The following is a 24,647-nucleotide window of genomic DNA, read 5'->3' on the forward strand; positions in this document are numbered from 1 at the left end:
CTTCTCGGGCGTCCCGGGCAAGGACCCGGCCGGGAAGGGACACCCCGGGACGCTCGGCACGCTGGAAGCGGTCGAGCGCCGGGTGCTGTGGCTGTCCACGGCCATGATCGACCACGCCAACCGGGTCCGGCCGAACCCCACGGGGCTGAAGGTGGGCGGCCACCAGGCGTCCAGCGCGTCGATGGCCTCGATCATGACGGCGCTGTGGTTCCACACGCTGACCGCCGAGGACCGGGTGTCGGTCAAGCCCCATGCCTCGCCGGTGCTGCACGCCGTCAACTATCTGCTGGGCGAGCTGGACGAGTCGTACCTGACGACGCTTCGCGCGTTCGGCGGGCTGCAGAGCTACCCCAGCCGGTCCAAGGACCCCGACCGGGTCGACTACTCCACCGGCTCGGTCGGCATCGGCGCCACCGCTCCCCTGTGGGGCGCGCTCGCCCGGCGCTATGTGGAGGGCCGCTTCGGCGGCGCCGGGACCGGGCGGCAGTACTCCCTGCTCGGTGACGCGGAGCTGGACGAGGGAGCCATCTGGGAGGCGGTCCAGGACCCGGTGGTGTCCTCGCTGGGCGAGGTGACGTGGATCGTCGACCTGAACCGGCAGTCCCTGGACCGGGTGGTGCCCGGCATCGCCGCCGGGCGGCTGCAGGGCATGTTCACGGCCGCCGGGTGGCAGGTGCTCACGCTCAAGTACGGGCATCTGCTGCGCGAGCTGTTCACCCGGCCCGGCGGCGACGCCCTGCGCACCCGTATCGACGCCATGGGCAACCCCGAATACCAGCGGCTGCTGCGCTGCACCGCCGGACAGCTGCGCGAGCGGCTGCCCGGCAGCGGCTCGACCGCCGCCCCGATCGCCGGGCTCATCGCGCATCTGGACGACGCCACGCTGCTCGCCGCGCTGCGCAACCTGGGCGGCCATGACCTCGGCGCCCTCCTGGAGGCGTACGACACCATCGACGACACCCGGCCGACCGTGATCTTCGCGTACACGGTCAAGGGGCACGGGCTGCCCACCGAGGGCCATCCGCAGAACCACTCCTCACTGCTGACGGCCGACCAGATGGGCCCGCTGGCCGAGCGGCTGGGGGCGGACCTGGACCGCCCCTGGGCCCGCTTCCCCGACGGCTCGGCGGAGGCGTCGCTGTGCGCGGCCGCCGCCGAGCGGCTGCGACGGCCGGAGCGCGCGCCGCGGCAGCCGCCCGCCGTTCCGGCCGACCTCGGCCGCCCGGCGCCCACCGGGACCGGCCACACCCAGCAAGCCCTTGGCAGGACACTGCTGGACCTCACCCGCCGGGCCCCCGAGGCGGCGGGCCGGATCGTCACCGTCAGCCCGGACGTCAGCTCGACCACCAACCTGGGCGGCTGGCTGAACAAGGTCGGCGTGTGGTCGGCCACGGAGGGCACCGACTGGTTCGCCGACGACGCCGAGACGATCCTGCACTGGCGGGAGAAGCCGACCGGGCAGCATGTGGAGCTGGGCATCGCCGAGACCAACCTGGTAGGCCTGCTGGGCGAGTTGGGCGCCACCTGGAGCCGCTGGGAGCAGCCGCTGCTGCCCATCGGCGTGGTGTACGACCCGTTCGTCAACCGGGCGCTGGAGCCGTGGTCCTTCGGGATGTACGCGGGCGGGCAGTCCATCCTGGTGGGCACCCCGTCCGGGGTCACCCTCGCCCCGGAGGGCGGCGCACACCAGTCGATCACCACGCCGTCGCTGGGCATCGAACAGCCGGGGTGTGTGTCGTACGAGCCCGCCTTCGCCCTCGACACCGAGTGGTGTCTGCTCGCCGCCCTGGGTAACCTCGGCCGCCCGCAGGGGAGTTCGGCGTATCTGCGGCTGTCGACCCGGCCGGTGGACCAGTCCCTGGCCGCCGTGCCCACCGACCCCGCCGCGCGTGAGCGGCGGCGCCGCCAGGTGGTGGCGGGCGCGTACCGGCTGCGGCGCCACGCCGAGCCGGTGGTGACCCTCGCGGCGATGGGCGCGCTGATCCCCGAGGCCCTGGCCGCGGCCGAACGGCTCGACGCCCTCGGCCACGGTGCCGATGTGGTGTGCGTGACCAGCCCGGATCTGCTGTTCCGCGCCCTCCAGGCCCGGCGCGGCCTGGCCGAGGACCCGGACTGGATCCTCGACCGCGCCTTCCCCGCCGACCGCGCCACCCCGCTGGTCACCGTGCTCGACGGCCACCCGCACACCCTGGCGTTCCTCGCCACCGTGCACCAGGTGCCCGTCACGACGCTGGGTGTGACCCGGTTCGGCCAGTGCGGCGCCCTCGACGACGTCTACCGGTACCACGGCATCGACAGCGACAGCGTCCTGACCGCCGCCCTCGACCTCATCGACTGAGCGCTGCTCACAGGTGGCGCAGCTTGTCCGGGTTGCGGATGACGCGGATCTCCGTGATCCGGCCGTCGGCGACCTCGACGCAGACGACGGTGTCCGGGCGGCCCGCGGCGGTGATGAGCAGGCCCGGGTGGCCGTTGACGTCGACCGCGTGGACGCGGGGGTCGTCCATCGGCTGGGTGATGACGGCGGCGAGGAAGCGGGCGACCTTGTCCGCGCCGTGCTGTGGGCGGATGGCGGCCTTGACCTTGCCGCCGCCGTCGCTCCACGACGTCACATCGGGGGCGAGCAGCTCCATCATCCGGTTCAGGTCGCCGCCGAGACACGCGGCCAGGAACTCATCGGTGACCCGCCGCCGCACCTCGTCCGGTGTGTCGTAGCGCGGCCGCCGGGCCTGGACGTGTGCCCTGGCCCGGTGGCCGACCTGCCGTACGGCCGCCTCGCCGCGCTCCAGCATTCCGGCGATCTCCTTGAACGAGAAGCCGAAGACCTCCTTGAGCACGAAGACCGCCCGCTCCAGCGGCGAGAGGGTGTCGAGGACGACGAGCATGGCGAGCGAGACGGACTCGGCCAGCTCCGCGTCCTCGGCCGCGTCGGGCTCGGTGACCAGCGGCTCGGGCAGCCAGGGCCCGACGTACTGCTCGCGGGTGGCGGCGGCCGAGGTGAGCCGGTTGAGGGCCAGGTTGGTCACCGTACGGGTCAGATACCCGGCCGGGTTGTCCACGGCGGTGGACACCTGGCTGCAGCGCAGCCAGGTGTCCTGCACCAGGTCCTCGGCGTCGGCGACACTGCCGAGCATGCGGTAGGCGATACCGAACAGCATCCGTCGGTGCTGCTCAAAGGTGGTTGTGTCGATCACATCCGGGACGGTACCGCGCAGGCGTCCGAAAAGCCCTGGCCTACCAGGCCGAAGGCGCTGTTGACGCGCGAGCGGTAGTTCTCCAGGGCGACCATGGCGGTGAGTTCGACGAAGGCGGCCTCCCCGAGCCGTTCGAGCAGGGCGGCGGCCAGCTCGTCGGTGACACGGGGCTCGGTCTCGGTCATGGCCTCGGCGTAGTCCAGGACGAGCAGCTCCAGCTCGGTGAAGTCCTCCCGGTGCTCACGCCACTGCGGGACCTTGCCGACCTTGTCCAGGGGCAGCCCGAGGGAGTGGGCCTCCCAGTGGCCGAAGTCCATGCACCACGAGCAGTTGATCTTGGCCGCCGCGGCCATCACGGCGAGGTGCTTGAGCCCCTGGTCGAGCCGGTTCCACTTGGCGACCCCGCGCTCGTGCCGTACGGAGGTGAGCAGCACCCTCGCGTTGTGGCCGAGGGCCAGCCCGGGGTCGAGCACCTTGCCGTAGGTACGCCGGGAGTACCAGGCGCCGAGGCGGTTGAGCAGGGTGTTGGGCGGGGTGAGCGAGATCCGGGCCATGGGGGTCTCCTGTGTCGCTTCGGAAGGCTTCCGGAGGTGTGACAGGGGAGGCCGCCGGAGTGTGACATCGCGGTGCCGCATTCGGTGCTCCGGCGTGTGTTCACCGTCGGCTCGCTGCTCAATGGAAATACGATTCGAGCGTGCCACGGCGCCGGACGTCGAGTGTCGCGCAGTGGAATGAGCCGCCGAACGGGGCGTAGTGCAGCAGGTCGCAGGGGATCGGTTCGAAGCCCCAGCCTTCGAGCGCGCGCAGCATGTCGGTGTGGTGGCGCTCCGCGATCACTCGTTTTTCGTCGACCATGAGGATGTTCATGCTGAGCCACTTTCCGCACATCGAGGTGAGCCTGAGCAGCCGCTCCTCGATGGGGTTGGGCTCGGGGGCGATCAGGACGTCCCAGGAGTTCAGGATGTCGGGCAGGCGGTCCACGTCGATGTACTCGGGGTTGATGAGCACCTTGCCCGGCGACATCAGGAGGAAGGTGGTGTCGATGTGCATCGGTGTGCGGCAGCGGCTCTCGATCTCGTGGACGCGATATCCGGATCCGAGGTGACGGCGCAGCCAGTCGATGCCCAAGCGGTTGGTGACATTGCTCCGCAGTACGAAGAGGTCGCGCCCCGCGCGGACGAAATCGGCCGCGTCGAACACCGGCTCGAACTCGGTGAGGATGTAGCGCATGGGCTCGCCGTCTTCCGGGGTGCGGAATTCCGGCTCGTACAGGGCGTCGGTGAGCTGCGGCTTGGGGGCCGAGGTCCAGCGTGCGCCACGGCGGAAGTAGTCCTTGAGGATCGCGCGGTAGGAGTGGGTCTCGAAATACCGGCACGGCCACGCCATCGGCGTCTCGATGATCTCGTCGCCGATCACGAGCATGCTGTCGCGCGGACACGTGTTGCAGAAGCCACGGGACGACCAGTCGGGGGTGCCGAAGCGCTGCCGGTGGTCGACGGCGTCGGGGCGGGTGACCGTGACGCCGAGGGAGCGCAGGAGAGCGATGAACTCATCGAGTTCCCGCTGCGCCGGTTCGATGAGCACGCGCGGATACTTGATGCCCGAGGCGAGCCCCTGCCACCGGCCCGCCCACCGTGGGATGTTGCAGGACACGACGGGGTGGCTGGAGGGGATCGTGGCGCCGTCCAGGCGCCCGACGATGATCTCCTCCAGCGGATCCCATTCGTTGTGTGAATTGACCGGCGAAACGAGCTGCTCCGCAGGAAGGTCAGGTCTCTGCACTACCGCCATGGTCCATCGCTTCCGCTCACCGACATACAAACGTAAAGTATTCAATACGTTTCGCACGGTGACCAATCGCACTGCTCCACAGCGGTGAGCAGAATCCTCCATTCAGCCTCACCGCAGCAGGGCCGCCAGGGCCGTGGCCGTCTCCGGGTGGCGACCGGCCAGCGCGGCGCCCGCCGGGCGGGGATCCGCCGCCTCCCATGTGCCGTCGCAGCCCAGCAGGTTCGCCACCGCGTCGCACGTCGCGGGGTGGGCGGCCAGCAGCGCACCGCGGCGGCCGCCCTCCGCGCGCGACGCGGACCGGGGCGCTCGCGGCTCCGGCTGGGCCCGCCACGGCGGCACCCAGGTGTCCAGCGCCCCGAGACGGCCGGGGAAGATCCGCCCCGCCTCGCGGATCAGCAGCGGGGCCAGGTCGGCGCCGTCCGCTCGCAGGGTGGTGATCAGGGTCGGCAGCCAGGGCAGGAGCACCGCGTCCGGCAGCCGTCCGAAGGCGTTCGACACCGCCTCCACGACGAAGTCGGTGAGGCCCGGGACGGGCTCCAGGGCGTGGACGAAGCCGCTGAGGTAGCGCGGATAGGCGGGCACCACCAGGGGGTTGCCCAGCAGTTCGTCGCACCTCGTCCGCAGCTCCGCGCGGGAGAGGTGGCCGAGCTGCTGCTGCGCGGCCCAGAGCAGCGCCGTCTTCGACGGCTCCCGGGGATGCGACTGGGCGACGGCCAGCTCCAGTTGGGTGCGGTCGCAGCCCAGCGACAGCGCCAGGCTCTCCATGCTGAACAGGAACCCCAGCGTCGCCGCCACCTGGCGGACGGTGGCGTCCTCGTCGGCGAAGGCCGTCGGCAGCAGGGTGCAGTAGTGCGCGTATCCGGTCTTGGCGAAGGACTCGATCCACGGCGGCAGCACCGGCTCGCTGGTGCGGTAGTACGCCAGCAGCCGCCGCACCCGGCGCAGCACATCGGGTGCCCCGTCGACGCTGCGCTCGGCCGACAGCACCTCCAGCGCGCGGGTGCCCAGCTCGTCGGCGAGTCGGCGGCTGCCCAGGTACAGCGTGGCGTCCTCGACGGCCTGGAGGACGGTGGCCGCGGTGGCCTTCGGGTCGTACGCCGTGCGGCGAAGGCGCTGCTCCAGGACCTGCTCGATGCTGACGCCCTCGTAGCCCAGCTCGATGAGCGCCCGCTCATGGGTGCCGAGCGCCACGTCCCAGGACTCCTGGATCGGCCGCTCCCCCAGCGTCCGCTCGCCCATGATCGGCCGCGCGGTGCCGTGCGGCATCAGAAAGCGCAGCATCCACAGCACGTCGGAGCACGGCTGAAGCTCCGGCCGGGAGGCGATGTCCAGCAGCGCGCGCTGCACACCACGCTGCTGGAGCCTCAGGTTCAGCGGTGCGAGCCGGTCGTGGACATCGCGGGCCAGCGGTGGCAGCGCGTCGTAGCCGACCTTCCCGATCCGGTCGCCGCCCATCATGATCTCGACGAGACGGCGCACATCGCGCCGACCGGGCACGGTGTCCTTCTCGACGCAGGTGACGGCCGCGTCCTGGAAGTCGTACGGCGTGGGCCTGGTCCGGTCGCGCATCCCGGCCAGCAGGATCGACGTCTCGAACACGGCGATGGCGTCGGCGGTGGAGGCGAGGTAGCCGTTGCGGCGGGCGGCGCGCACGATCTCCACCGACCAGCCGACCAGTTCGGCCTCGTCCAGCCGGTCCAGGACGGGTGGTCGCCGCAGAAAGCCGGTCAGCTTGTCGGAGGGCGGATCCGCCGGTGCCAGGGCCGCCGAGGGGGCCGTCTTCCGGGGCTTCGGCTTCTTCGTCCCCGCCTGTCCCGCCAGGCGGTACGGCTCCACCCGGGTGCGCTTGACGTTCTTCGCCCAGACCGTCGCGGCGATCGACACCGACCCGGCGGCGAGGCCGAACTGCGCCTCGATCGCCGCGTGGCTGGAGGGGATCAGGCCGTACTGCCAGGTGGTGGCGGTACGCGGGCTGATCCGGTACGTGTCGGCGCCGTCGACGCCGAACTCCTCGACGCGGCTGGCCGCGTGGAAGGCGCCGCACACGTAGAGGCAGTCGGCGGGATCGGTGCCGGTCGCGGCCAGGTGCTCGCGCATCCTGGTCCACATGTAACGCTCGCGGTCCTCGTCCACGCGCACCCGGTGCGTATCGCCGGGGGCGAGGCGCCGGAAGAGGCTGCCGATCAGGAACATGGCCTGGCGGTAGGTGTCGTGGTCGCTGTCGCCGAGCGGCAGCTCGACGTACTGATGCCACCACTCCGACCAGTGCCGCACCTTGCCGTGGCGCAGCAGGTGTTCCTCCAGCTCGGCGAAGCGCGGCCGCAGGTCGCCGATCTCCACGCCGACCGCGTCCCCGTGCAGCGCGGCCTCTTCCTCGGTGGCGGGAGCCTCCGGGTCGGCCGATTCCCCGGTGTCGGTGCCGCGCTGGTCCCACTGGAAGACATGGTCCGAGGAGCGGTCGACGAGGACCAGCTCGACGCCCGGGGTGTCCAGCGCGTACGCGATCGCCTGGTACTCGGCCGAGGCCTCGGTGACCGGTGCGACGACCGACAGCGGGGACCATTCGGGCGGGAAGCCGTCGACGTCGGTGGCGAACGCCTGGACCGCCACCGGGAGCCTGCAGTTGCGCAGTTCGGTCAGCAGTGGCGCCATGTCCTCGCACAGCTCCAGGTACACGACCTTCGGCTGCTTCTGGCGCAGACGGCGGGCCATCGCGATCGCCGAGGCGGGCGAGTGGTGGCAGACGGGGAAGATCTCCAGCGGCTCGCCGACCGCGCGGTCTACGTCGTCGACGAGGCCGAGGAGGATGCCTTCCAGGGCGTCCGGGCCGTCGGCGAACGTCGCGGCGGCCTCGCCCAGTCGCGCGCGCAGCGCCTCGAAGGGCCCGTCGTGCGAACCTTCGTGTGTCACCTGGTGTGCCCCCTGGTGCGTGCCGCTCATGACAGGGTGGCGATCGCGTCGCGGCCGCCCTCCAGGAACTCCGGCCAGGATCCCCCCTCGTCCTTGCTGCGCGGCTCCACGACACCGTGCAGGTATTTGTTGAGGATGGCCAGATCCTCGGGCTCGCGCCGGGCCAGCGACCCGACGAGCGAGGTGGCGAGGGTGTGGGCGGTCAGGGCGCGCTCGCCGAAGAAGTTGCTGTGCAGGATCGCGTCCTCGAGCACCCCGATCTGTTCGGCGGTGGACAGCGCGGACTCCAGCTTCTCGTCGTCGCTGCCCGCCGAGGCCGCCGAGGCGCGCAGATCGGCGAAGCTCCGCAGCAGTACGTCGAGCAGTGTCGGCGGCACGTCCAGCTCGATCTGGTGGCGGCGCAGCAGTTCCTCGGTGCGGAAGCGGACGATCTCCGCCTCGCTCTTCTTGTTCGTCATCACCGGGATGCGGACGAAGTTGAACCTGCGCTTGAGGGCCGAGGACAGGTCGTTGACGCCCCGGTCGCGGCTGTTGGCGGTGGCGATGACCGAGAAGCCGGGCTTGGCGAAGACGATGCCGTCGCTGTCCAGTTCGGGGACAGAGATGTACTTCTCGGAGAGGATCGAGATCAGCGCGTCCTGGACGTCGCTGGTCGAGCGGGTGAGTTCCTCGAACCGGCCGATCGCGCCGGTCTCCATCGCGGTCATGATCGGCGAGGGGATCATCGACTCCCGCGACTGGCCCTTGGCGATCACCATGGACACGTTCCAGGAGTATTTGATGTGGTCCTCGGTGGTGCCCGCCGTGCCCTGCACGACCAGCGTGGAGTTGCGGGAGATCGCGGCGGACAGCAGCTCGGCCAGCCAGCTCTTCCCGGTGCCAGGGTCTCCGATGAGCAGCAGGCCCCGGTCGGAGGCGAGCGTGACGATGGAGCGCTCGACGAAGCTGCGGTCGCCGAACCACTTCTGCGCGATCTCCCGGTCCAGGCCGTCGGAGCGCTCGGAGCCCAGGATGAACAGGCGGATCATCTTCGGGGACAGCCGCCAGGAGAAGGGCTTGGGGCTGTCGTCGATGGACTCCAGCCAGTCCAGCTCCTCGGCGTACTTGATCTCGGCGGGGGCGCGCAACAGGTCGGACATCACAGGGCCTTTCTAGGTGAGGAACGTCTTGAGTTCGTGGACGAGCTTGGTGATATGGCCGGACAGCACCGGCGCGCCGAGGTCCTTGAAGCGCTCCCGGAACCACGGGTTGACACTGCCGCGTCCGGAGCTGGTCACCGAGCCGACCGGGATGAATTTGGCTCCCGAGCGGTGAATGGCGGCCATGCTCTCGAAGAGCGGTTCGGTCTGCCATTCGTAGAAGTCGGAGATCCACACGACGACGGTGTTGCGGGGCTCGGCGATCTTCGGCTGCGCCAGGGCCATGGCGACCGTGCCGTCGGTGCCGCCCCCGAGGTTGGTGCGCAGCAGGGTTTCGAAGGGGTCGTGCACCCACGGCGTCAGGTCGAGCGCCTGGGTGTCGTACGCGATGAGGTGGACGTCCACCTTGGGGAGCCCGGCGAAGATGGACGCCAGGATGGTGCAGTTCACCATGGAGTCGACCATCGAGCCCGACTGGTCCACGACGACGATCAGCCGCTGGGGCGTGGTCTTGCGGGCGGTGTGCCGGTAGTAGAGGCGGTCGACGTACAGCCGCTCCTCCTCCGGGCTCCAGTTGGTGAGGTTCTTCCAGATGGTGCGGTCGAGGTCGAGGTTGCGGAACACCCGCTTGGGCGGGACGGAGCGGTCCAGGGCGCCGACCGTGGCCTTCTCGACCTGGGTGCGCAGCACTTCGCCGACCTCGTCGACGAACCGCTTGATCAGCGCCTTGGCGTTGGCCAGGGCCACGCCCGAGAGGTTGCCCTTGTCCCGCAGCAGCTGCTCGATGAGCGACATGCTCGGGGTCAGCCGCGCGGCGAGCTGGGAGTCGGCCAGCACCTCGCGCAGACGCATCCGCTTGACGAGGTCGGCTTCCAGGGCGCCGAGTTCGGGGCCGATGTCCGGGCCGATCTCCGGGATGAGCTTGCCGAGGTCGGGCGTCGTACCCGGGCCGCCGGTGCCGGTCGGGCTGACGCCCGGGCCCGCCGCCCGCCCGCCGGACTTTCCGCCGGACGGTTTCCCGCCGGGGCCCGAGCGCAGCTCGCCGGGCTCGCAGCCGAGGGCGCGCTCCAGCCAGCCCGCGTCGGACTGCCAGCGGGCCAGCTGTCCGGCGGTGACCGTGCCGGAGGCGCGGGCGAACACGTTGAGCAGGACCTTCGAGGTCAGCGCCGCGCGCCGTACTTCGGCGGCCCGGTCGCGTGCTCCGTCATCGCCGGGTTCGGGGGTCATCAGACCGTCGAACTCGGCGGCCAGCTCCGGGTGGCGCTGCACGATCGAGTCGACGGAGGCCTGTGGGTCCAGCAGGGCGGGCGGCAGCCCGATGTCCTCCACGACGGCGAGGCTCGCCGATTCCAGGGTGGCCTGCTCCTCGGGGTCGAAGAGTCGGGCGAGGAGCCGCCAGTACAGGAGCTGACGGCGGTTGCCGTGGGGGTCCTGGAGGTCCTGGAGGTCCGTACCGGGGTCGTGATCGGTGGTGTGCTCCGTCATTTCCGCAGCAGCCTCCCGGCCCGCTCCCGCAGCGCGGTCACGGCGTCGGTGGCGGCCTTCTCGGCCTTGACCCCGGCCTTGTCGGTCGTGCGCCCGGCCCATTGCCCGGCGTGGATGGCGACGGTGTTCTTCCGTACGGTCTTCTCGACGGCCAGGGGCTGGAGGCGGTACGCCCCCGCGTCCCAGCGGAGCAGACCGATGCACGCGCTCGACGCCGCGACGGCCTCGGGTGTGAGCGGACCGGCGGTCGGGATGCGGTCGGTGTCGACGGCCAGCGGGTGCCCGGCGACGGTGAACGTCAGCGTGCCGTCGCCCTTCTGGGCGGCGTAGCCCTCCAGGAAGACGGGGACGGCGATGCGCGCCGGATGCCGGTCCAGGGGCGCGGTCGGCGCGTCGGTGGCGGTGGCCAGGGCGACGCGGGCGCTGGCGAAGGGGTCGGCGGGCTCGCCCGGCTGTGCGTGCTCGTCGCTCCAGATCAGGTCGCCGTCGGCGGTGACCGGCATGTCGGTGAGGTTCACCGACCGGCCCTCGCTGACGGCGTCCAGGAGCGACATGGCGGGCCGGAGCAGCTGCCAGATGCCGACGCCGACGACCGTATCGGGCTTGGGCACCGACACGCTGGCCCGCAGCAGGCGGGGCGCGGCGCCGTCGGCGGGCTCGAACACGGCGTGGACCTGGGCCTGTGCCGCGGTGGCGTGCTCCTGCACATCGACGCCGAGGGGCAGGAGGCGGCCGGTGGCCGTGCCGGTCGCGGACGCGGCGGCCGCACCGGGCAGCGTCAGCAGCAGCGCCCGCGCCCACAGGTCGGCCCATCGGCGCGCCGGGACACGGTCCAGGGAAGCGCCGGGGCAGGAGGCGGCGAGTTCGGTGGCGAAGCCGTCGAGCAGCGTCGCCAGGCGCCGCAGGGCCGGGTCGGGCAGCATCGCGGAGACGATCTGCGCCGAGCCGGACACCACATCGTGGTCGATGCCCTGCCATCCGCATCGTGCCAGGTCGGAGAGGTAGGAGCGGGCGGCGGCGAGCAGGTTCGCCGCTTCCTGCCCGCCGGGCGCGGGCGACGCGGGGGGCTCCGCGCCGCGCGGCCGGGCGGTCGCCTCCCAGGCCCGGGTCATCAGCGCGTCGTGGACGGACCCGAGAAGTGCGGTGCGGGCGGCGGCGAGGGCGACGAAGTGGTCTTCGCCCGCGGCTCCGGCCGCCGCCTTCTCGGCCGCCTCGGCGACCCTGGCGGCCAGCGGCGTCCCGGCGACGGCATCGGCGAGATCCGTCAGCGCGGCGGAACGGTCGGGGTGGGGGCGGAGCAGACCGGCGACGAGTGCCTGGTCGAAGGCGTCGACGGCGGCCAGGGCTGCATCGAGGTCGGCGATGGGTTCGGCGAGCAGATCGGCGCGCATCACGCCACCGCCCTGGTCGACGGGAACCACTGCATCTCCGGCAACGGCGCGGTGGCCGGGGCGAGTTCCAGATAGGCCAGGTGGCGCAGGAACCGGCTGAAGACCACCGCGGCGGCCTGGGTGTCCCCCTGCGGTGGGTGGGTCTCCATCATGGCGACGGCGATGGCCAGCCCGGCGGGCTCCCCGTCCGCGCCCTCCACCCGCAGATAGCGGGCGACGCGCTCGGCGCCGTACTGCAGCACCGCCTCGCTGATCAGGGCCATGATGTGCTTGCAGTACGAGCCGTGCGCACCGCCGCAGGGGCGGTTGTTGTTGGTGCTGCACGCGTACGCGTAGGTGGTGGCCGCGACCGACGAGACGTAGACCCGCCCGATGTCCGAGCCGCTGGACACCACACCCTGCAGACGTCCGTCGGCCAGCTCGACGAACGGGACCTTGGCGAGCTTGCGCGGCCGTGCGGGCGGGATCACCCGTGCCGTGCTCGACCTCTCCCAATCTGACAACGCGCCATCTCCTCTGCGCACAGGGGTATTTCCGCACCCGAGCGGCGCGGCACGAATGAACATACGTGCGCCCACTGACAACGCCCGCTCCGGTACGTTGCTCGGCACCGGCCGGGCAGCCGAGCGGCCGGATCGCCAAGGGATCGGGGAACATCGTGAGCACACAGCAGCCCTGCGTCGTCCTGGTGTACCAGCGGACGACGCTGCCCTGGGTCTTCGAGAGCGCCGAGCGCGCCGGGATCCGCCTCATCCTGGTCCCCCGCCCCGACGAGACCGTGGACCCGGACCGGCTGCCCCCGGCCGTGGCCGACGTACTGCGCCTGGACATCGACGGGGACCGCGCGGGCGCCCTGGCCACGCTGCGGAAGCTGCACGAGACCACCCCGTTCCAGGGCATCTGCACCCTGTACGACCCGGCCGTGCCGTTCGTGGCGGAGGCCGCCGGGACCCTCGGGCTGCCCGGCATCGGACGGGACGCGGCGCTCGGCGCGCAGGACAAGCGGGTGATGCGGGAACGGCTGGCCTCGGCGGGGCTCAATGCGCCCCGCTTCGTCGCCATGAAAGACGCCTCCGCCTGGGAGGACGCCGCCCACCTGGACTTTCCCGTGGTGGTCAAGCCCGCGCACGGCTTCTCCAGCCTCGGTGTCACCAAGGCGGAACGCCCGGACGAGCTGCGGGCCGTGGTCGACGAGGTCTGGCAGGTCTGCCAGGACACGCTGGGCGAGGGCCTGATCGTGGAGGAGTATCTCGACGGGCCCGAGTTCGCCGTGGAATCCCTCGCCCACCACGGGGAGGTGACGGTGTGCGCCATCGGCTACAAGGGCGAGCCCGAGGGCCCGTACTTCGAGGAGAGCGTCTACCGCGCCCCGGCCGTCCTGCCCGAGGCGGTACGGGACGCCATCCGGCGCGAGGTCACCGCCGCGCACACCGCCCTCGGCATCACCGACGGCCCCACCCACACCGAACTGCGGCTGCGCGGCGGACGGCCGTATCTGCTGGAGCTGGGGGCCCGCATCGGCGGTTCCGGGGTCTCCGGGTACATCGTGCGGAACGTCACCGGGCTGGACTTCGCCGCGGACGCGCTGCGGATCGCCACCGGGCAGCCGCCGCGCTCGTTCCGCCCCGGCCACTCCCCCGCCGCCACGGGCGCCGCGGCCAACTACATCGTGCCGTGCGGCGGTTCGGGGCGGATCACCGCCATCCACGGCCTGGACGAGCTGCGCGCCGACCCCCGGGTGGACCACGTCGTGCAGATGCTCTTCCCCGGCGATGTGGTGCGGCCCTACCCGGACTTCACCGGGTACCCGGCGTTCGTCCTGTCCCGGCACGCCACGACCGCCGAGGCCGAGGAGTTCCACCGGGCACTGGAGACCGCCATCCGCGTCGAGTACGCGCCCGTCTGACGCGTCCCTAGGCCTGGGTGACCGGGGCCTGCCACAGGGCGACGATGGCGTCGATGAGGCCGGTGGCGGTGGCGTGCCACGTCGTGCGGGAGGTGGGGGCGGCGTCGGCGAGGGCGCGTTCCCGCTCGGCGGTCATCTGTGTGATGAGGTGGCGCGTCATGGCCGCCCGTTCGGCGTGCACCTCGGCGGGCAGGTCCGGCAGGCAGCGGCTCATTCCGTCCTGCAGCGGGTGCAGCGACGGCGCGGCGGCGAAGGCCTCCGCGGTGGTGACGGCCTGAAGCGCGGGGTCGGCCGTGACCTGGGCGATGAACCGCGCGTACCAGCTTGGGTGGCCCAGAGCGGCCAGGTGCTCGGTGGTCGGGCGGACCACGCAGGCCACCCAGTCCCGCAGCTCGGTGGAGTCGCCGATGTCGGCCAGCATCCCCGCGCGGATCCGCTCCATCTGCTCGGCGTGGCGCCGGACGATCGCGCGGACCAGGTCGGTCTTGGTGCCGAAGTGGTAATTGACCGCGGCGTTGTTGCCCTGTCCGGCGGCCGCGCTGATCTGGCGGTTGGCGACCGCGTGCACGCCGTACTCGGCGAACAGCCGCTCCGCCGCCGTCAGCAGCGCCTCCCGTGTCGCGCTGACCCGCTCGTCCTGCCTCGTTCTCGCTGCCATCATCACCACCGCGTCCCCGCTCCGCACACCACCGCATTAAAGCCAACGCTTTAAAGCATACCCCGTGGCGCGCCGGGCGGCGTCGCGAGCCCCGCCGGAGGCCGCCATACGGCCACCGGCAGGGCTCCTCGCCACCTCAGCGGCAGGTGCGTCCGGTGTTGACGCACCGCACCATCTGGTTCATCACGCGCTCGTCGAAGACGTTGATGAAGTCACCGTGGTCGGTGACCGGCTTGTGCAGCTGCTCGGGGAACCCGTCCACCGCGTAGAACGGCCGGGTCTTGCCGTTGTCCTTCACGCTCGGCGCGTCCACGTCGTACACCAGGCGCTGCACCAGCTGCGGAATCGCCACGAAGCCCTTCGGGCAGCGGCCCTCGGCGTCCGTGAACGCCACGTGGGAGCGGTGGTTGGCGCTATCGGCGTTCTTGCCGTCCCAGCAGCTCTGGAACTTCGACGTACGCACCACATCGCTGCCCTGCGGGCAGATCGGGTACTTGTCCTTCAGCTGCCGGTTCTCGAACCCGGTGCAGCTCCAGGCGGCGTTGGCGTTCGCCGTGCCGTTGCTGAAAGCCTTCGCGTCGCCGGTGATGATGCGCAGGAACTTGGGCATCGCCACGACCTTGCCGCGCGGGTTGCCCGCGTACTCCAGGGTGACCTTCTTGGCGGTCAGGATGCGGCCGGTGTTGCCCTCCGCGCCACCGCCCTGCCGGTCCGCGTCGAACTCACGGGTGCCGTCCTGGAGGCGCAGCACCGGCCAGTAGTACGAGGACTTGTCGCCCTGGTTCTTGCAGCTGGTGCGGCCACGGGCGAAGGCGTTGTTGTCGGCGAACGCGTTGTTGGCCTGGTTGCCGACGTAGTCGTGGGTGTGGTGGGCGCCGTTGGACACGCCCGGCGCGACGATGACGTTGTCGGTGTTGTAGAGCTTGTTGGCGTTGACGCCGCACGCGGTGACGAAGAGGCCCTTGGAGGCGTTCCGCGCCGGGCGCGGTGTGCGCACGTTGGGCTGGACGCTGGTGATGTCCACGAAGTCCGCGGCGGCCGGGCCGTTGCCGTTCTGGCCCTGATCGCCGCCCTGGTTGCCGCCCTGCTCGCCACCCTCGTTGCCGCCCTCGTCGCCGCCCTGGTTATCGCCCTGCCCGCCACCTTGCTGGTTGCCGGTGGCCTTGAGCGTGCAGGGGGCGAGTCCCTTAAGGCCCTGCGGGGTGGCGGCCACTCGGCCGATGGCGATGGAGATGCGGTCGATGGCCGCCGTGCGCTTGTCCTTCAGCGGCCCCATGATCGCGTTCTGCGCGAAGTTGGCGTCCTGCTGGATCGCCCGCTGGGAACCGGCCAGCCGCTGGTACGCCTCGGCCACCTGCTTGTCCAGCAGGGCGAGTTCCCGGTCCACCTCGGCCCTGGCCCGCTGGGGCACCGCGCTCAGGCGCTGGCCGACGTCGGGGCAGTCGATGGTGGAGGCCTGGGCGGATAACGCCCGGTCGCGGTTGCCACTTGGCCGCGAATCGCCCGCGTCGGCCGAGGCGTACAGGTTGACCGTCACCAGGCCGCCCGCCCCCAGGGCCAGTGCGGCGGTGGCGACGATCGCCCGTCTCGCGGTCTTCGACCGTCTACGCGTGTTGCGTCGCATGGAACTCCTCTGTCATGTCGGACGCGTTCGACGGAAGGCTATAGCCATGCGGCCGGGCCGGAGCGCCGGGGTGGATCACGTCATCGATCCGTCATATGTCCCCGAGTTCGGTGGCTCCCCGGGGGTCAGGCGGCCACCTTGGCCAGGAACGCGGCCACGTTGGCCACCATCCGCTCGACCTTCTCCTCCACGGTCAGCGACTCATGGAGTCGCGCGCCCGCGCCCGCGTCCTTCTTGCCGCGCACATACAGCGAGCAGGCGAGGTCGCCGCATATGTACGTACCGACCGAGTTGCCCCGCTGCCGGGCCTTCCCCGCCTTCGGCGCGACCATCAGGGAGACGCCACCGGTGTGGGAGGTCAGACAGAGCGAGCACATGCCGCGCGGCGTCTGCCAGGAGGCGGGGGTGGGGCAGCGCAGCGCCAGGGCCGTCGGGCGGTCGTCCAGCGTGGTGACGAGGTAGGCACGGTCGTAGGCCTGCGGATCGCGCCACCCGAGGTAGTCCAGGTCGTCCCAGGGCCGGTCGGCCAGATCACGGGGTACGGACAGGCGTTTCGCCTCGCCCTTGGTGCAGTTGACGAAGGCGGAACGGATCTCTTGCTCGGTCAGTGGCTTCATGAGCGGGAGGCTAAGTTGCCTAAAGGTCTTAGGCAACTGGATAATGCCTGTGCCACCGCAGGTGACAGGGGCGACGGAGAGGGAGGGCATGGCATACGCAGGGCTGACCGCGGAACGTCTGACCCGGGCCGGGGCGGAGCTGGCCGACGAGGTGGGCTTCGAGCAGGTGACCGTATCGGAGCTGGCCAGGCGGTTCGACGTCAAGGTCGCGAGCCTGTACTCGCACCTGAAGAACTCCCGCGACCTCAAGACCAGGATCGCCCTGCTCGCCCTGGAGGAACTCGCCGACCGGGCCGCCGACGCCCTGGCCGGGCGGGCCGGGAAGGACGCGCTGATCGCCTTCGGCCACGTCTACCGCGACTACGCCCGCGAGCATCCCGGCCGCTACGCCGCCGCCCAGTTCCGGCTCGACCCGGAGGCGGCGGCCGCCAGCGCGGGCGGCAGGCACTCGCAGATGACGCGGGCGATCCTGCGCGGCTACGACCTGACCGAGCCGGACCAGACCCATGCGGTCCGGCTGCTCGGCAGCGTCTTCCACGGCTTCGTCAGCCTGGAGCTGGCGGGCGGGTTCAGCCACAGCGCCCCCGATTCGGCGGAGTCCTGGACCCGGGTCCTGGACTCGCTCGACGCCCTGCTGCGCAACTGGCCCGCGCCCTGATCACCCGCCGAAAGCACACGGGCGCCACTCGCTGAATAGCCCATTCGCTCCCCTGCGCGCTTTCCCGCCGAGCGTCGGCCGTCACTCCGGTGACCTGCGTAAACGATCAAGCGAAGCGGTGGCCGTGGCCTCGTGCGGTCACGCCTCGTGTTGCGGCGGTGGCGGACTGTCGGTTGTCTCATGAGCGGAACACCTCTCAGGTGCCGCGCGATCAGGACGGCCACTGCTCCGTTGGAGGATCTTCATGCGTTACGTACCCGCCGGTGCAGGCATCGGCCTGGTTCTCTGTGCCCTCGCGCTGCAGGGCCCGGCCGCCGCCGCCGATGACTCGGAGCTTCGTATCAGCCCGAAGAAGAGCGCTCCGGGCTCCACGATCACCGTCAGCACGACCGCCTGCGGCTCGGACGTGACCTATGGCAAGGGCTCCGCGGGCGGAGAGGAGTTCCACCTGCTCGGCGAGGGCCACAAGGGTGTGCTCACCGGCCACTTCCGGATTCCGAAGGATGCCGACTCCGGCCGCCACGACGTCATCGTGAAGTGTCCGCCGAGCATCAAGATCACGGACACGGTCAAGGTCAAGCGCAGCCACCCCAGTGGCGGGGTCGACGCCGGATTCGGGCCTGCCGCGATCGGCGAGAACAAGCCGACCCTCCTCGGTGGCACCGTCCTGGCCATCACGGCCGGAAGTGTGCTCATGATGCGCCGCCACCGAAGCGTCCGCCGCTAGTCCCGGGCGGATCAGTCGGAAACCGGTGGTGGCATGGGACGCGGACGTGGCCGTCGTCGGGGCGGGCGCGGCCGGGCTGACGCTGGCCTACCGGCTCGCCGCCCTGCCCGCCCCGCCCCGGGTGCTGCTGGTCGAGGCGCCGGACGGGCCGCTGCGGCCGCCGGAGCGGACGTGGTGCTGGTGGGAGGAGCCGGGCGGTGAGTTCGACGGGGCGCTGGCGGCCCGCTGGAGCCGGGTCAGGGTGCGCGGCGCCGATGGCCACCCGGTGGACCGCGAGATCGCGCCCTTCGTCTACAAGATGCTGCGGTCGCGCGACTTCGAGCGCTGGGTGGCCGCCCGGCTCGCCGCGGCACCCTCGGTGCGGCGGGTCGAGGCGGTGGTGGACGAGGTACGCGACGACGCGGGCGGCGCCGTGGTGCGGGGCGCCCGCGCCGGGCGCCGCCCGGTGGAGTGGCGTACCCGGTGGGCCTTCGACTCCCGCCCGGCGGCCGCCCTGCCACCGGCCCGTACGACGCTGCTCCAGCACTTCCGGGGCTGGTTCATCCGCTGCGCCGCCCCGGCCCTGGACCCCTCGGTGGCCGAGCTGATGGACTTCCGCACCCCACGGCCGGACCGTGGCCTGTCCTTCGGCTATGTGCTGCCGCTGAGCGACCGTGAGGCGCTGGTGGAGTACACCGAGTTCTCGCCCGGGGTGCTGGACGACGCCGCGTACGACGCGGCCCTGCGCCACTACACCGGCACCGTGCTGCGGCTGCCGCCCTTCCGGGTGCTCTCCACGGAGCAGGGCGTCATCCCCATGACAGATGCCCGCTTCCCCCGCCGCGCGGGCGCCGCCGTCTTCCGGATCGGCGCCGCGGGCGGCGCCACCCGCCCGGCCACCGGCTACACGTTCGCCGCGGTGCAGCGCCAGTCCCGCGCGGTGGCGGCGGCCTTCGCCACGGGCCGCCACCCGGCGCCGCCCGCCCCGTATCCGTCCCGCGCGCTCGCCATGGACGCGGCGATGCTGCGCGCCCTGGCCACCGGCCGGGTGGCCGGAGCCGAGGTCTTCACCGGTCTCTTCCGCCACGTCCCCGCCGCCCGTCTGCTGCGTTTCCTCGACGGCCGGACCGGCGTGGCGGAGGACGTCATGGTCGGCGTGCGGACACCGGTGGTTCCCATGCTGCGGACGGTGGCCGAACTGCCCTGGCTACGACGGCGGCCCGACCGGTCAAGGCCGCCCGCGCCACGTCCCACAGCACGGTGACCGGCGTGGCTGGGCGTCGGCGGGGGCGGGACCGGCGGGCCGAGGTGTTGCCGGTGGCGGCGGGGCGGGCCCGGGTCCCGGCCGGGGATGCGCCACGGGTGGCGGTGGTGGGCGGCGGGATCGCGGGACTCGCGGCGGCGACCGGACTGGCCGAGCGCGGGGTCGCGGTGGTGCTGTACGAACGCCACGCGATGCTCGGCGGGCGGCTGGCCGGATGGCCGACGACACTCGCGGACGGGTCGGTGGCGACGATGAGCCGCGGGTTCCACGCCTTCTTCCGGCAGTACTACAACCTGCGCGGGCTGCTGCGCCGGATCGACCCGGCCTTGAGCGTGTTCACCGGGCTGCCGGACTATCCGCTGTGGCACAGCTCGGGCCTGCGGGACGGTTTCGCGGGTGTCCCGCGCACCCCGCCGTGGTCCGCGCTCGGCTTCGTCGCGCGCAGCCCGTCGTTCGGCTGGCGGGACCTGGCGGGCATGGATCCGGTGGCCGCGCTGCCGCTGTTCGACGTCCGGCTGCCACGTGTCCACGAGCGGCTGGACACGCTGAGCGCGGCGGAGTTCCTGGACGCGGTCGGCTTTCCGGCGGCCGCCCGCCACCTGGCGTTCGAGGTGTTCTCCCGCAGCTTCTTCGTGGATCCGGGTGAGCTGTCGGCGGCCGAGCTGGCGGTGATGTTCCACATCTACTTCCTCGGGTCGAGCGAGGGGCTGCTGTTCGACGTGGTGCGCGAGCCGTTTCCGTACGCGCTGTGGGAGCCGCTGCGGCGCTATCTGGAGGGCCACGGCACACGGGTGCGGCTGGGCAGCCGCGTGGAGTCGGTGCGGCCGCTGGACGGCGGGCGGGTGGCGGTGGACGGGGAGGCGTACGACGGGGTCGTGCTCGCCCTGGACACGGCGGGGCTGCGCGGGCTGGTCGCGAACTCCCCGGGCCTCGGCGACCCGGGGTGGCGGGCCCGGATCGCGGCGCTGCGGACGGCGCCGCCGTTCCTGGTCTCCCGGCTGTGGCTCGACACCCCTACGGCCACCGGCCGCCCCGGTTTCCTCGGTACGAGCGGTTACGGCCCGCTCGACAACGTCAGCGTGGTGTCCCGCTGGGAGGGCGAGGCGGCCCGGTGGGCTGGGGCCACGGGTGGATCGGTGCTGGAGCTGCACGCGTACGCGGTCGACCCGGCCGCCGAACGGGCCATCGTGGAACGTGAGTTGAGGGAGGAGCTGGGCCGGGTCTACCCCGAGACCCGGGATGCCGACGTGGTCGACGTACGCCACGAGTGGCACGCCGACTGCCCGGCCTTCCCGGTCGGTGGCTACCGCGACCGGCCCACGGTGCGCACACCCGATCCGGCGGTGGTGCTGGCCGGGGACCTGGTCCGCACCGATCTGCCGGTCGCGCTGATGGAACGGGCCGCCACCACCGGGTTCCTGGCCGCCAACGCGCTGCTCGCCCGCTGGGGCGTGAGCGGCCAGCGGCTGTGGACGGTCCCCCGCCACGGCCGCACGGCGGTGCTGCGCGGGGTGCACCGGCTGACGGAGCTGACGCTGACCGCCCGTCAGCCCGGGAAGCGGCCCGACTCCCGCAGGGCCCAGCGGCGTTCGGCGTAGGCGAGGTCGTCGCGCCACAGACGGCCGGACGCGGCGCGCATCAGGGGGCGCAGCAGGGGCGCGGCCGCGCGGGCGACGGCGAAGCCGGGGCGGTCGGATGTGGCGAGGACGGCCTCGATGACGGCGGTGCGGGGGCGGCCGTGGTGGTCGGCGGTCAGCGGGGTGGCGTGGGTTTCGACGACGGAGCCGCGGCCCTCGCCGTCGGTGATGCGCATGACGACGGTGCGGGGTCCGGGTGCGGAGAAGGCGGCGCGGACGGGGACGACGACGCGGCCCGCGAGTTTGAAGGACACCTGGACGGCGAGGGCGTCTTCTGCCCCGTCCGGCTGCTCGTCCGGCTGCTCGACGGTGAGGTCGACGAAGGAGTACGGGTGGAGCCACGCGCCGTGCCACGGGTCGAGGCGGTTGGCCACGACATCGGCCGGTTCGCAGGTGCCGGTGACGTCGTGGACGGCGGCGACCGTGGACCCCGCCGCCGGGCGGGGCGGCAGCACCGGGCGTTCCAGCGGCTCCTCGCCACCGGCCGCGTCGAGCCGTACCCAGGCGAGGACACCGTCGTCGTGGGCGGGCAGCGGGGACCAGCCCCTGGCGGTGTCCTCGTACGGGGCGAGGCCGTGCCAGTGGCAGATCAGCCTGCCCCGGCTGACCACCGCGTCCTTCAGCGGCGCCCCGAGGTGCGGGCACGCGCCGGGCCCGGCGCGGAGCCGTCCGGTGGCGTCCCGCCACGCGACCACCTCGGTGTGGGCGACGGTCCGGCCGAAGGGGCGGCCGGGGGTGATGGCGGCGGACGCGCCGAGCACGTACCAGTTGCCCGACGGGCGGTCCTGCGCCCGTTTCAGGGCCGCGGCGATCAGGGCGGGCCTGGCCTCCCGCCAGGTGTCCCGCTGCCGGTCCCAGGCGACGGCGCGGCGGCGCAGGGACAGCGGAAGGCGGTGGCGTACGGGTGGCGTCATGCGGCCTCCTCGACGGGGAGCGGGCCGCCGTGCGGGGTGTGTCCCGTACGCGCGGTACGGGTGGCGAGCAGCCGGGCGGCGCCGACCCGCACCAGCCCGTCGAGCGCCACCGCGGCCCGTACCCGCCGCCGCACCGCCGACCGCCGGTGCAGCACCGCGTAGCCGTCGCGCTCCACGGCGGTGACGATGCCTCCGTAGAGCACATACGCGGTACGGATGCAGGGCCGCGCCACCGGGTCGAGCATCGGGATACCGGGCAGCGCCCGGCGGTAGTAACCGCGGGTCAGCGCGGCGAAGTCGCGCAGCGCGGCGGTGATGTGCCGGTCCGTCCGCCCGGTGCGGCGGCTCCACCGCAGCCGTTCCCGGTCCACTCCGTGGGCGGCCAGCAGATCGGCGGGCACATAGATCCGGCCACGGTCCAGGTCCTCCCCCACGTCCCGCAGGAAGTTGGTGAGCTGGAAGGCGATCCCGAGCGCCGCCGCGTGCGGTTCTGCAGCCTCGCGGGGCACGACGTGGCCGAGTACGGGCAGCATCTGGAGGCCGATCACCGCGGCCGAACCGTGGGTGTAGTGGCGCAGGTCCGCGAAGGTGGGGTAGTCGGTGACGGTCAGATCGGCCCGCATCGAGGCCATGAAGTCGGTGAAGTGGCGGTGGTCGATGCGGTAGGTGGCGGCGGTGTGCGCCAGGGCCCGTACGACGGGTTCGTCGGCACGGCCGGTGCGCAGGGCCCGGCGCAACTCGGTGTCGAGCCGGTCCAGGCAGTCCGCGCGCCGGGCTGGGGCTGGTTGGAGATCGTCCACGATGTCGTCGGCCCAGCGGGCGAATCCGTAGAGCGCGTGCACGGCGGGGCGCCGGGCGGCGGGCAGGAGCCGGGTGGCCAGGAAGTACGTCCTGCCGTGGCGGGCGTTGAGCAGGCGGCACCGCAGATAGTCGGCGCGCAGCGCCGGGTCGTGGATTCCGGCGGCGTCGAGTTCGTCTCCGGTCATGGGGTTCCTTGCCGCTGGAGGGCCCTCGGCCGGGTGCGGGTGCGGCGGGGGCCGGGGCGGGAGTGGTGGCCGGTGATGCGGGCGGCGGCCAGCTTTCCGGAGATCAGCACGGTCGGGACGCCCACCCCGGGGGTGGTGCCGCAGCCCGCCAGCACCACGTTGTCGTGGCCGCGTACGAGGTTGGCCGGGCGGAAGGGGCCGGTCTGGCCGAAGGTGTGGGCGAGCGAGAACGGGCTGCCCGCGGCATGCCCCTGGGCAGTCCAGTCGGCCGGGGTGACCAGGCATTCCTCTTCGACGGCCGCGCCGAGCCCGGTCAGGCCGCGGCGCTCCAGTTCGGCGAGGACGCGGTCCCGGTAGCGCGGGCCCAGGGTGCGCCACGCGGTGGCGCCGGGCCCGATGTCGGTGTTGGGGCAGGGCGCGAGGATGTAGTGGACGTGGCGGCCGGGCGGGGCGAGGCCGGGGTCGTGGGTGGTGGGCCGGGTGATGAGGAACGAGGGGTCGCTCATCAGCCGCCCGGACACGGTCAGTTCCTCGAACGTGGCGCGCCACGCGCCACCGAAGGAGAGGGTGTGGTGGGCCAGCTCCGGCCAGGTGCGGTCGGTGCCGGTGTGCAGGACGACGGCCGAGGGCGAGCGCCGCGCTGGCAGCGGGCGGCGCGGGGTGCGACCCAACAGCCGGTAGGCCTCGGTCAGTTCGCAGCTGAGGACGAGGGCGTCGCAGGGAACGCGGCCGTGCGTGGTGATGACGGCGGTGACCCGCCCGGCCCGCCGCTCCAGCCGGGTGACCCGCTGCCCGTAACGCAGGTCGGCACCGGCGTCGGCGGCCGCGGCGGCCAGCGCGCGGGGCACGGCGTGCATGCCGCCACGGGGGAAGTACACGCCCGCGACGGTGTCCATGTACGCGATGACGGCGTACGCGGCGAGCGCGCGGGCCGGTGGCACGCCCGCGTAGAGGGCCTGGAAGGAGAACACCCGGCGCAGCCGTTCGTCGCGGAGGAAACGGCCGATGCCGGGGTCGAGCCGCCCGAAGCCGCCGAGCGCGGCCAGCCGGGCCAGATCGGGGTGGAGCAGCTGGAGCGGCGAGTCGAAGTTGGCGTCGATGAAGCGGGCCATCTGGGCCCGGTGCAGCGCTTCCAGCCAGGCCCGCAGCCGCCGGTATCCGGCCGCTTCACGCGGCCCGGCGAAGGCGCGTACGGACTCCTCCATCGCGTCCGCGCCGGTGTGCACGTCGAGGCTGCTGCCATCGGCGAACCGGGCCCGGTAGGCGGGGTGCAGCCCGACCAGTTCGAGCCGGTCGGACACCTCCTCCCCCACGGCGGCCAGCGCCTCGGCCAGCAGATGCGGCATGGTGAGCACGGTGGGGCCGGTGTCGAAGCGGTAGCCACCCCGCTCCAGGCGTCCGGCCCGCCCACCGGGCCCGGTGTCGCGCTCCACGACCGTCACCCGCCGCCCGGCGCCGAGCAGATGCAGGGTCGCGGCGAGCCCGGACAGCCCCGCCCCGACGACAACGACATGCCCGGTAGCCCCGGCGACACCCCTCATGCTCCACCACCGCTCTTGCCCCCGGCCCGGCGGCCCGCAACTGTGTCGGCGAGCAGTCCGGCCCACGGGGCGGGGCCCGGTCGCGGAGTGACGGCCGGTAGCAGGGCGGGAGCCTGCCGCTGAGCACAGGCCGGGCGTGCGCCGGGCGGCCGGGCCGCGCGGCGGCCCGCGGCGGAGGGGGGCAGATCGCCGCATGCCCGGCTCGAGACACGCGGGGCGCGCCACG

At 72.6% G+C, this 24,647-nt stretch carries 20 protein-coding genes; 6 read left to right on the plus strand and 14 right to left on the minus strand.

Annotated features, from left to right (window positions below; translation table 11 throughout):
• Positions 1-103: 103 nt before the first annotated feature.
• Positions 104-2,338: a pyruvate dehydrogenase gene (locus ACFV9T_RS08015; protein WP_385437637.1), complete on the plus strand. Its 2,235-nt coding sequence runs from the start codon at positions 104-106 to the stop codon at positions 2,336-2,338.
• A gap of 7 nt (positions 2,339-2,345) precedes the next feature.
• Here ACFV9T_RS08015 and ACFV9T_RS08020 read toward each other — a convergent pair whose 3' ends face one another.
• The 8 genes from ACFV9T_RS08020 to ACFV9T_RS08055 all read right to left on the minus strand — a co-directional run bounded on the left by ACFV9T_RS08020 (position 2,346) and on the right by ACFV9T_RS08055 (position 12,413).
• Positions 2,346-3,194 carry an RNA polymerase sigma-70 factor gene (locus ACFV9T_RS08020; RefSeq protein WP_385437504.1) on the minus strand — a complete coding sequence of 283 codons (849 nt, stop codon included), beginning with the start codon at positions 3,192-3,194 and terminating at the stop codon, positions 2,346-2,348.
• Positions 3,191-3,748 (minus strand): carboxymuconolactone decarboxylase family protein, encoded by a 558-nt coding sequence (locus tag ACFV9T_RS08025; RefSeq protein ID WP_385437505.1) that lies wholly within the window; start codon positions 3,746-3,748, stop codon positions 3,191-3,193. The genes ACFV9T_RS08020 and ACFV9T_RS08025 overlap by 4 nt, the downstream gene beginning before the upstream one ends.
• 118 nt (positions 3,749-3,866) lie before the next feature.
• Positions 3,867-4,985, minus strand: a complete 1,119-nt coding sequence (locus ACFV9T_RS08030) for an amidinotransferase (protein WP_385437506.1) — start codon at positions 4,983-4,985, stop codon at positions 3,867-3,869.
• A 108-nt stretch (positions 4,986-5,093) separates the two neighbouring features.
• Positions 5,094-7,925, minus strand: a complete 2,832-nt coding sequence (locus ACFV9T_RS08035; protein ID WP_385437507.1) for a hypothetical protein — start codon at positions 7,923-7,925, stop codon at positions 5,094-5,096.
• A complete protein-coding gene (locus ACFV9T_RS08040) occupies positions 7,922-9,034 on the minus strand; it encodes an AAA family ATPase (RefSeq protein WP_385437508.1) in 1,113 nt (370 codons plus the stop codon). The genes ACFV9T_RS08035 and ACFV9T_RS08040 overlap by 4 nt, the downstream gene beginning before the upstream one ends.
• A 12-nt stretch (positions 9,035-9,046) precedes the next feature.
• The gene (locus ACFV9T_RS08045; RefSeq protein ID WP_385437509.1) at positions 9,047-10,519 is read right to left on the minus strand and encodes a VWA domain-containing protein; all 1,473 of its coding nucleotides are present in this window, start codon (positions 10,517-10,519) and stop codon (positions 9,047-9,049) included.
• Positions 10,516-11,940 (minus strand): hypothetical protein, encoded by a 1,425-nt coding sequence (locus ACFV9T_RS08050; RefSeq protein WP_385437510.1) that lies wholly within the window; start codon positions 11,938-11,940, stop codon positions 10,516-10,518. The genes ACFV9T_RS08045 and ACFV9T_RS08050 overlap by 4 nt, the downstream gene beginning before the upstream one ends.
• Positions 11,910-12,413 carry a hypothetical protein gene (locus tag ACFV9T_RS08055; RefSeq protein WP_385437511.1) on the minus strand — a complete coding sequence of 168 codons (504 nt, stop codon included), beginning with the start codon at positions 12,411-12,413 and terminating at the stop codon, positions 11,910-11,912. The genes ACFV9T_RS08050 and ACFV9T_RS08055 overlap by 31 nt, the downstream gene beginning before the upstream one ends.
• A gap of 155 nt (positions 12,414-12,568) precedes the next feature.
• Between ACFV9T_RS08055 and ACFV9T_RS08060 the strand changes: the two genes are divergently transcribed.
• Positions 12,569-13,816 carry an ATP-grasp domain-containing protein gene (locus ACFV9T_RS08060; protein ID WP_385437512.1) on the plus strand — a complete coding sequence of 416 codons (1,248 nt, stop codon included), beginning with the start codon at positions 12,569-12,571 and terminating at the stop codon, positions 13,814-13,816.
• Positions 13,817-13,823: 7 nt separating this feature from the next.
• Here the strand turns inward: ACFV9T_RS08060 and ACFV9T_RS08065 are convergent, their stop codons facing one another.
• From ACFV9T_RS08065 to ACFV9T_RS08075, 3 genes are all read right to left on the minus strand, one after another.
• Entirely contained in the window at positions 13,824-14,474 is a 651-nt protein-coding gene (locus ACFV9T_RS08065) for a TetR/AcrR family transcriptional regulator (protein ID WP_385437638.1), read from the minus strand.
• A 136-nt stretch (positions 14,475-14,610) separates the two neighbouring features.
• On the minus strand, positions 14,611-16,098 hold the full coding sequence (locus tag ACFV9T_RS08070) for a DUF1996 domain-containing protein (protein WP_385437514.1): 1,488 nt from the start codon (positions 16,096-16,098) through the stop codon (positions 14,611-14,613).
• 125 nt (positions 16,099-16,223) lie between these two features.
• Entirely contained in the window at positions 16,224-16,715 is a 492-nt protein-coding gene (locus tag ACFV9T_RS08075) for an FBP domain-containing protein (RefSeq protein WP_385437515.1), read from the minus strand.
• Between the two features lie 88 nt (positions 16,716-16,803).
• Here ACFV9T_RS08075 and ACFV9T_RS08080 point away from each other — a divergent pair, with 88 nt between their 5' ends.
• The 4 genes from ACFV9T_RS08080 to ACFV9T_RS08095 all read left to right on the plus strand — a co-directional run bounded on the left by ACFV9T_RS08080 (position 16,804) and on the right by ACFV9T_RS08095 (position 20,941).
• The gene (locus ACFV9T_RS08080; protein ID WP_385437516.1) at positions 16,804-17,373 is read left to right on the plus strand and encodes a TetR/AcrR family transcriptional regulator; all 570 of its coding nucleotides are present in this window, start codon (positions 16,804-16,806) and stop codon (positions 17,371-17,373) included.
• Positions 17,374-17,617: 244 nt separating this feature from the next.
• Positions 17,618-18,100, plus strand: a complete 483-nt coding sequence (locus tag ACFV9T_RS08085; RefSeq protein WP_385437517.1) for a sortase — start codon at positions 17,618-17,620, stop codon at positions 18,098-18,100.
• A 28-nt stretch (positions 18,101-18,128) separates the two neighbouring features.
• Positions 18,129-19,343 (plus strand): lycopene cyclase family protein, encoded by a 1,215-nt coding sequence (locus ACFV9T_RS08090; RefSeq protein WP_385437518.1) that lies wholly within the window; start codon positions 18,129-18,131, stop codon positions 19,341-19,343.
• Positions 19,340-20,941: an FAD-dependent oxidoreductase gene (locus ACFV9T_RS08095; protein ID WP_385437520.1), complete on the plus strand. Its 1,602-nt coding sequence runs from the start codon at positions 19,340-19,342 to the stop codon at positions 20,939-20,941. Before ACFV9T_RS08090 ends, ACFV9T_RS08095 begins: the two co-directional genes overlap by 4 nt.
• Here ACFV9T_RS08095 and ACFV9T_RS08100 read toward each other — a convergent pair.
• The 3 genes from ACFV9T_RS08100 to crtI are packed head-to-tail and all read right to left on the minus strand — an operon-like array spanning position 20,890 to position 24,421.
• Complete coding sequence (locus ACFV9T_RS08100; RefSeq protein WP_385437521.1) at positions 20,890-21,894, minus strand: DUF5914 domain-containing protein; 1,005 nt, start codon at positions 21,892-21,894, stop codon at positions 20,890-20,892. The genes ACFV9T_RS08095 and ACFV9T_RS08100 overlap by 52 nt on opposite strands.
• On the minus strand, positions 21,891-22,880 hold the full coding sequence (locus ACFV9T_RS08105) for a phytoene/squalene synthase family protein (protein WP_385437522.1): 990 nt from the start codon (positions 22,878-22,880) through the stop codon (positions 21,891-21,893). The genes ACFV9T_RS08100 and ACFV9T_RS08105 overlap by 4 nt, the downstream gene beginning before the upstream one ends.
• Positions 22,877-24,421 (minus strand): phytoene desaturase family protein, encoded by a 1,545-nt coding sequence (crtI, locus tag ACFV9T_RS08110; RefSeq protein ID WP_385437523.1) that lies wholly within the window; start codon positions 24,419-24,421, stop codon positions 22,877-22,879. Before crtI ends, ACFV9T_RS08105 begins: the two co-directional genes overlap by 4 nt.
• Positions 24,422-24,647: the final 226 nt, after the last annotated feature.

It is taken from the genome of Streptomyces sp. NPDC059850, assembly GCF_042731515.1.
GTDB lineage: Bacteria > Actinomycetota > Actinomycetes > Streptomycetales > Streptomycetaceae > Streptomyces.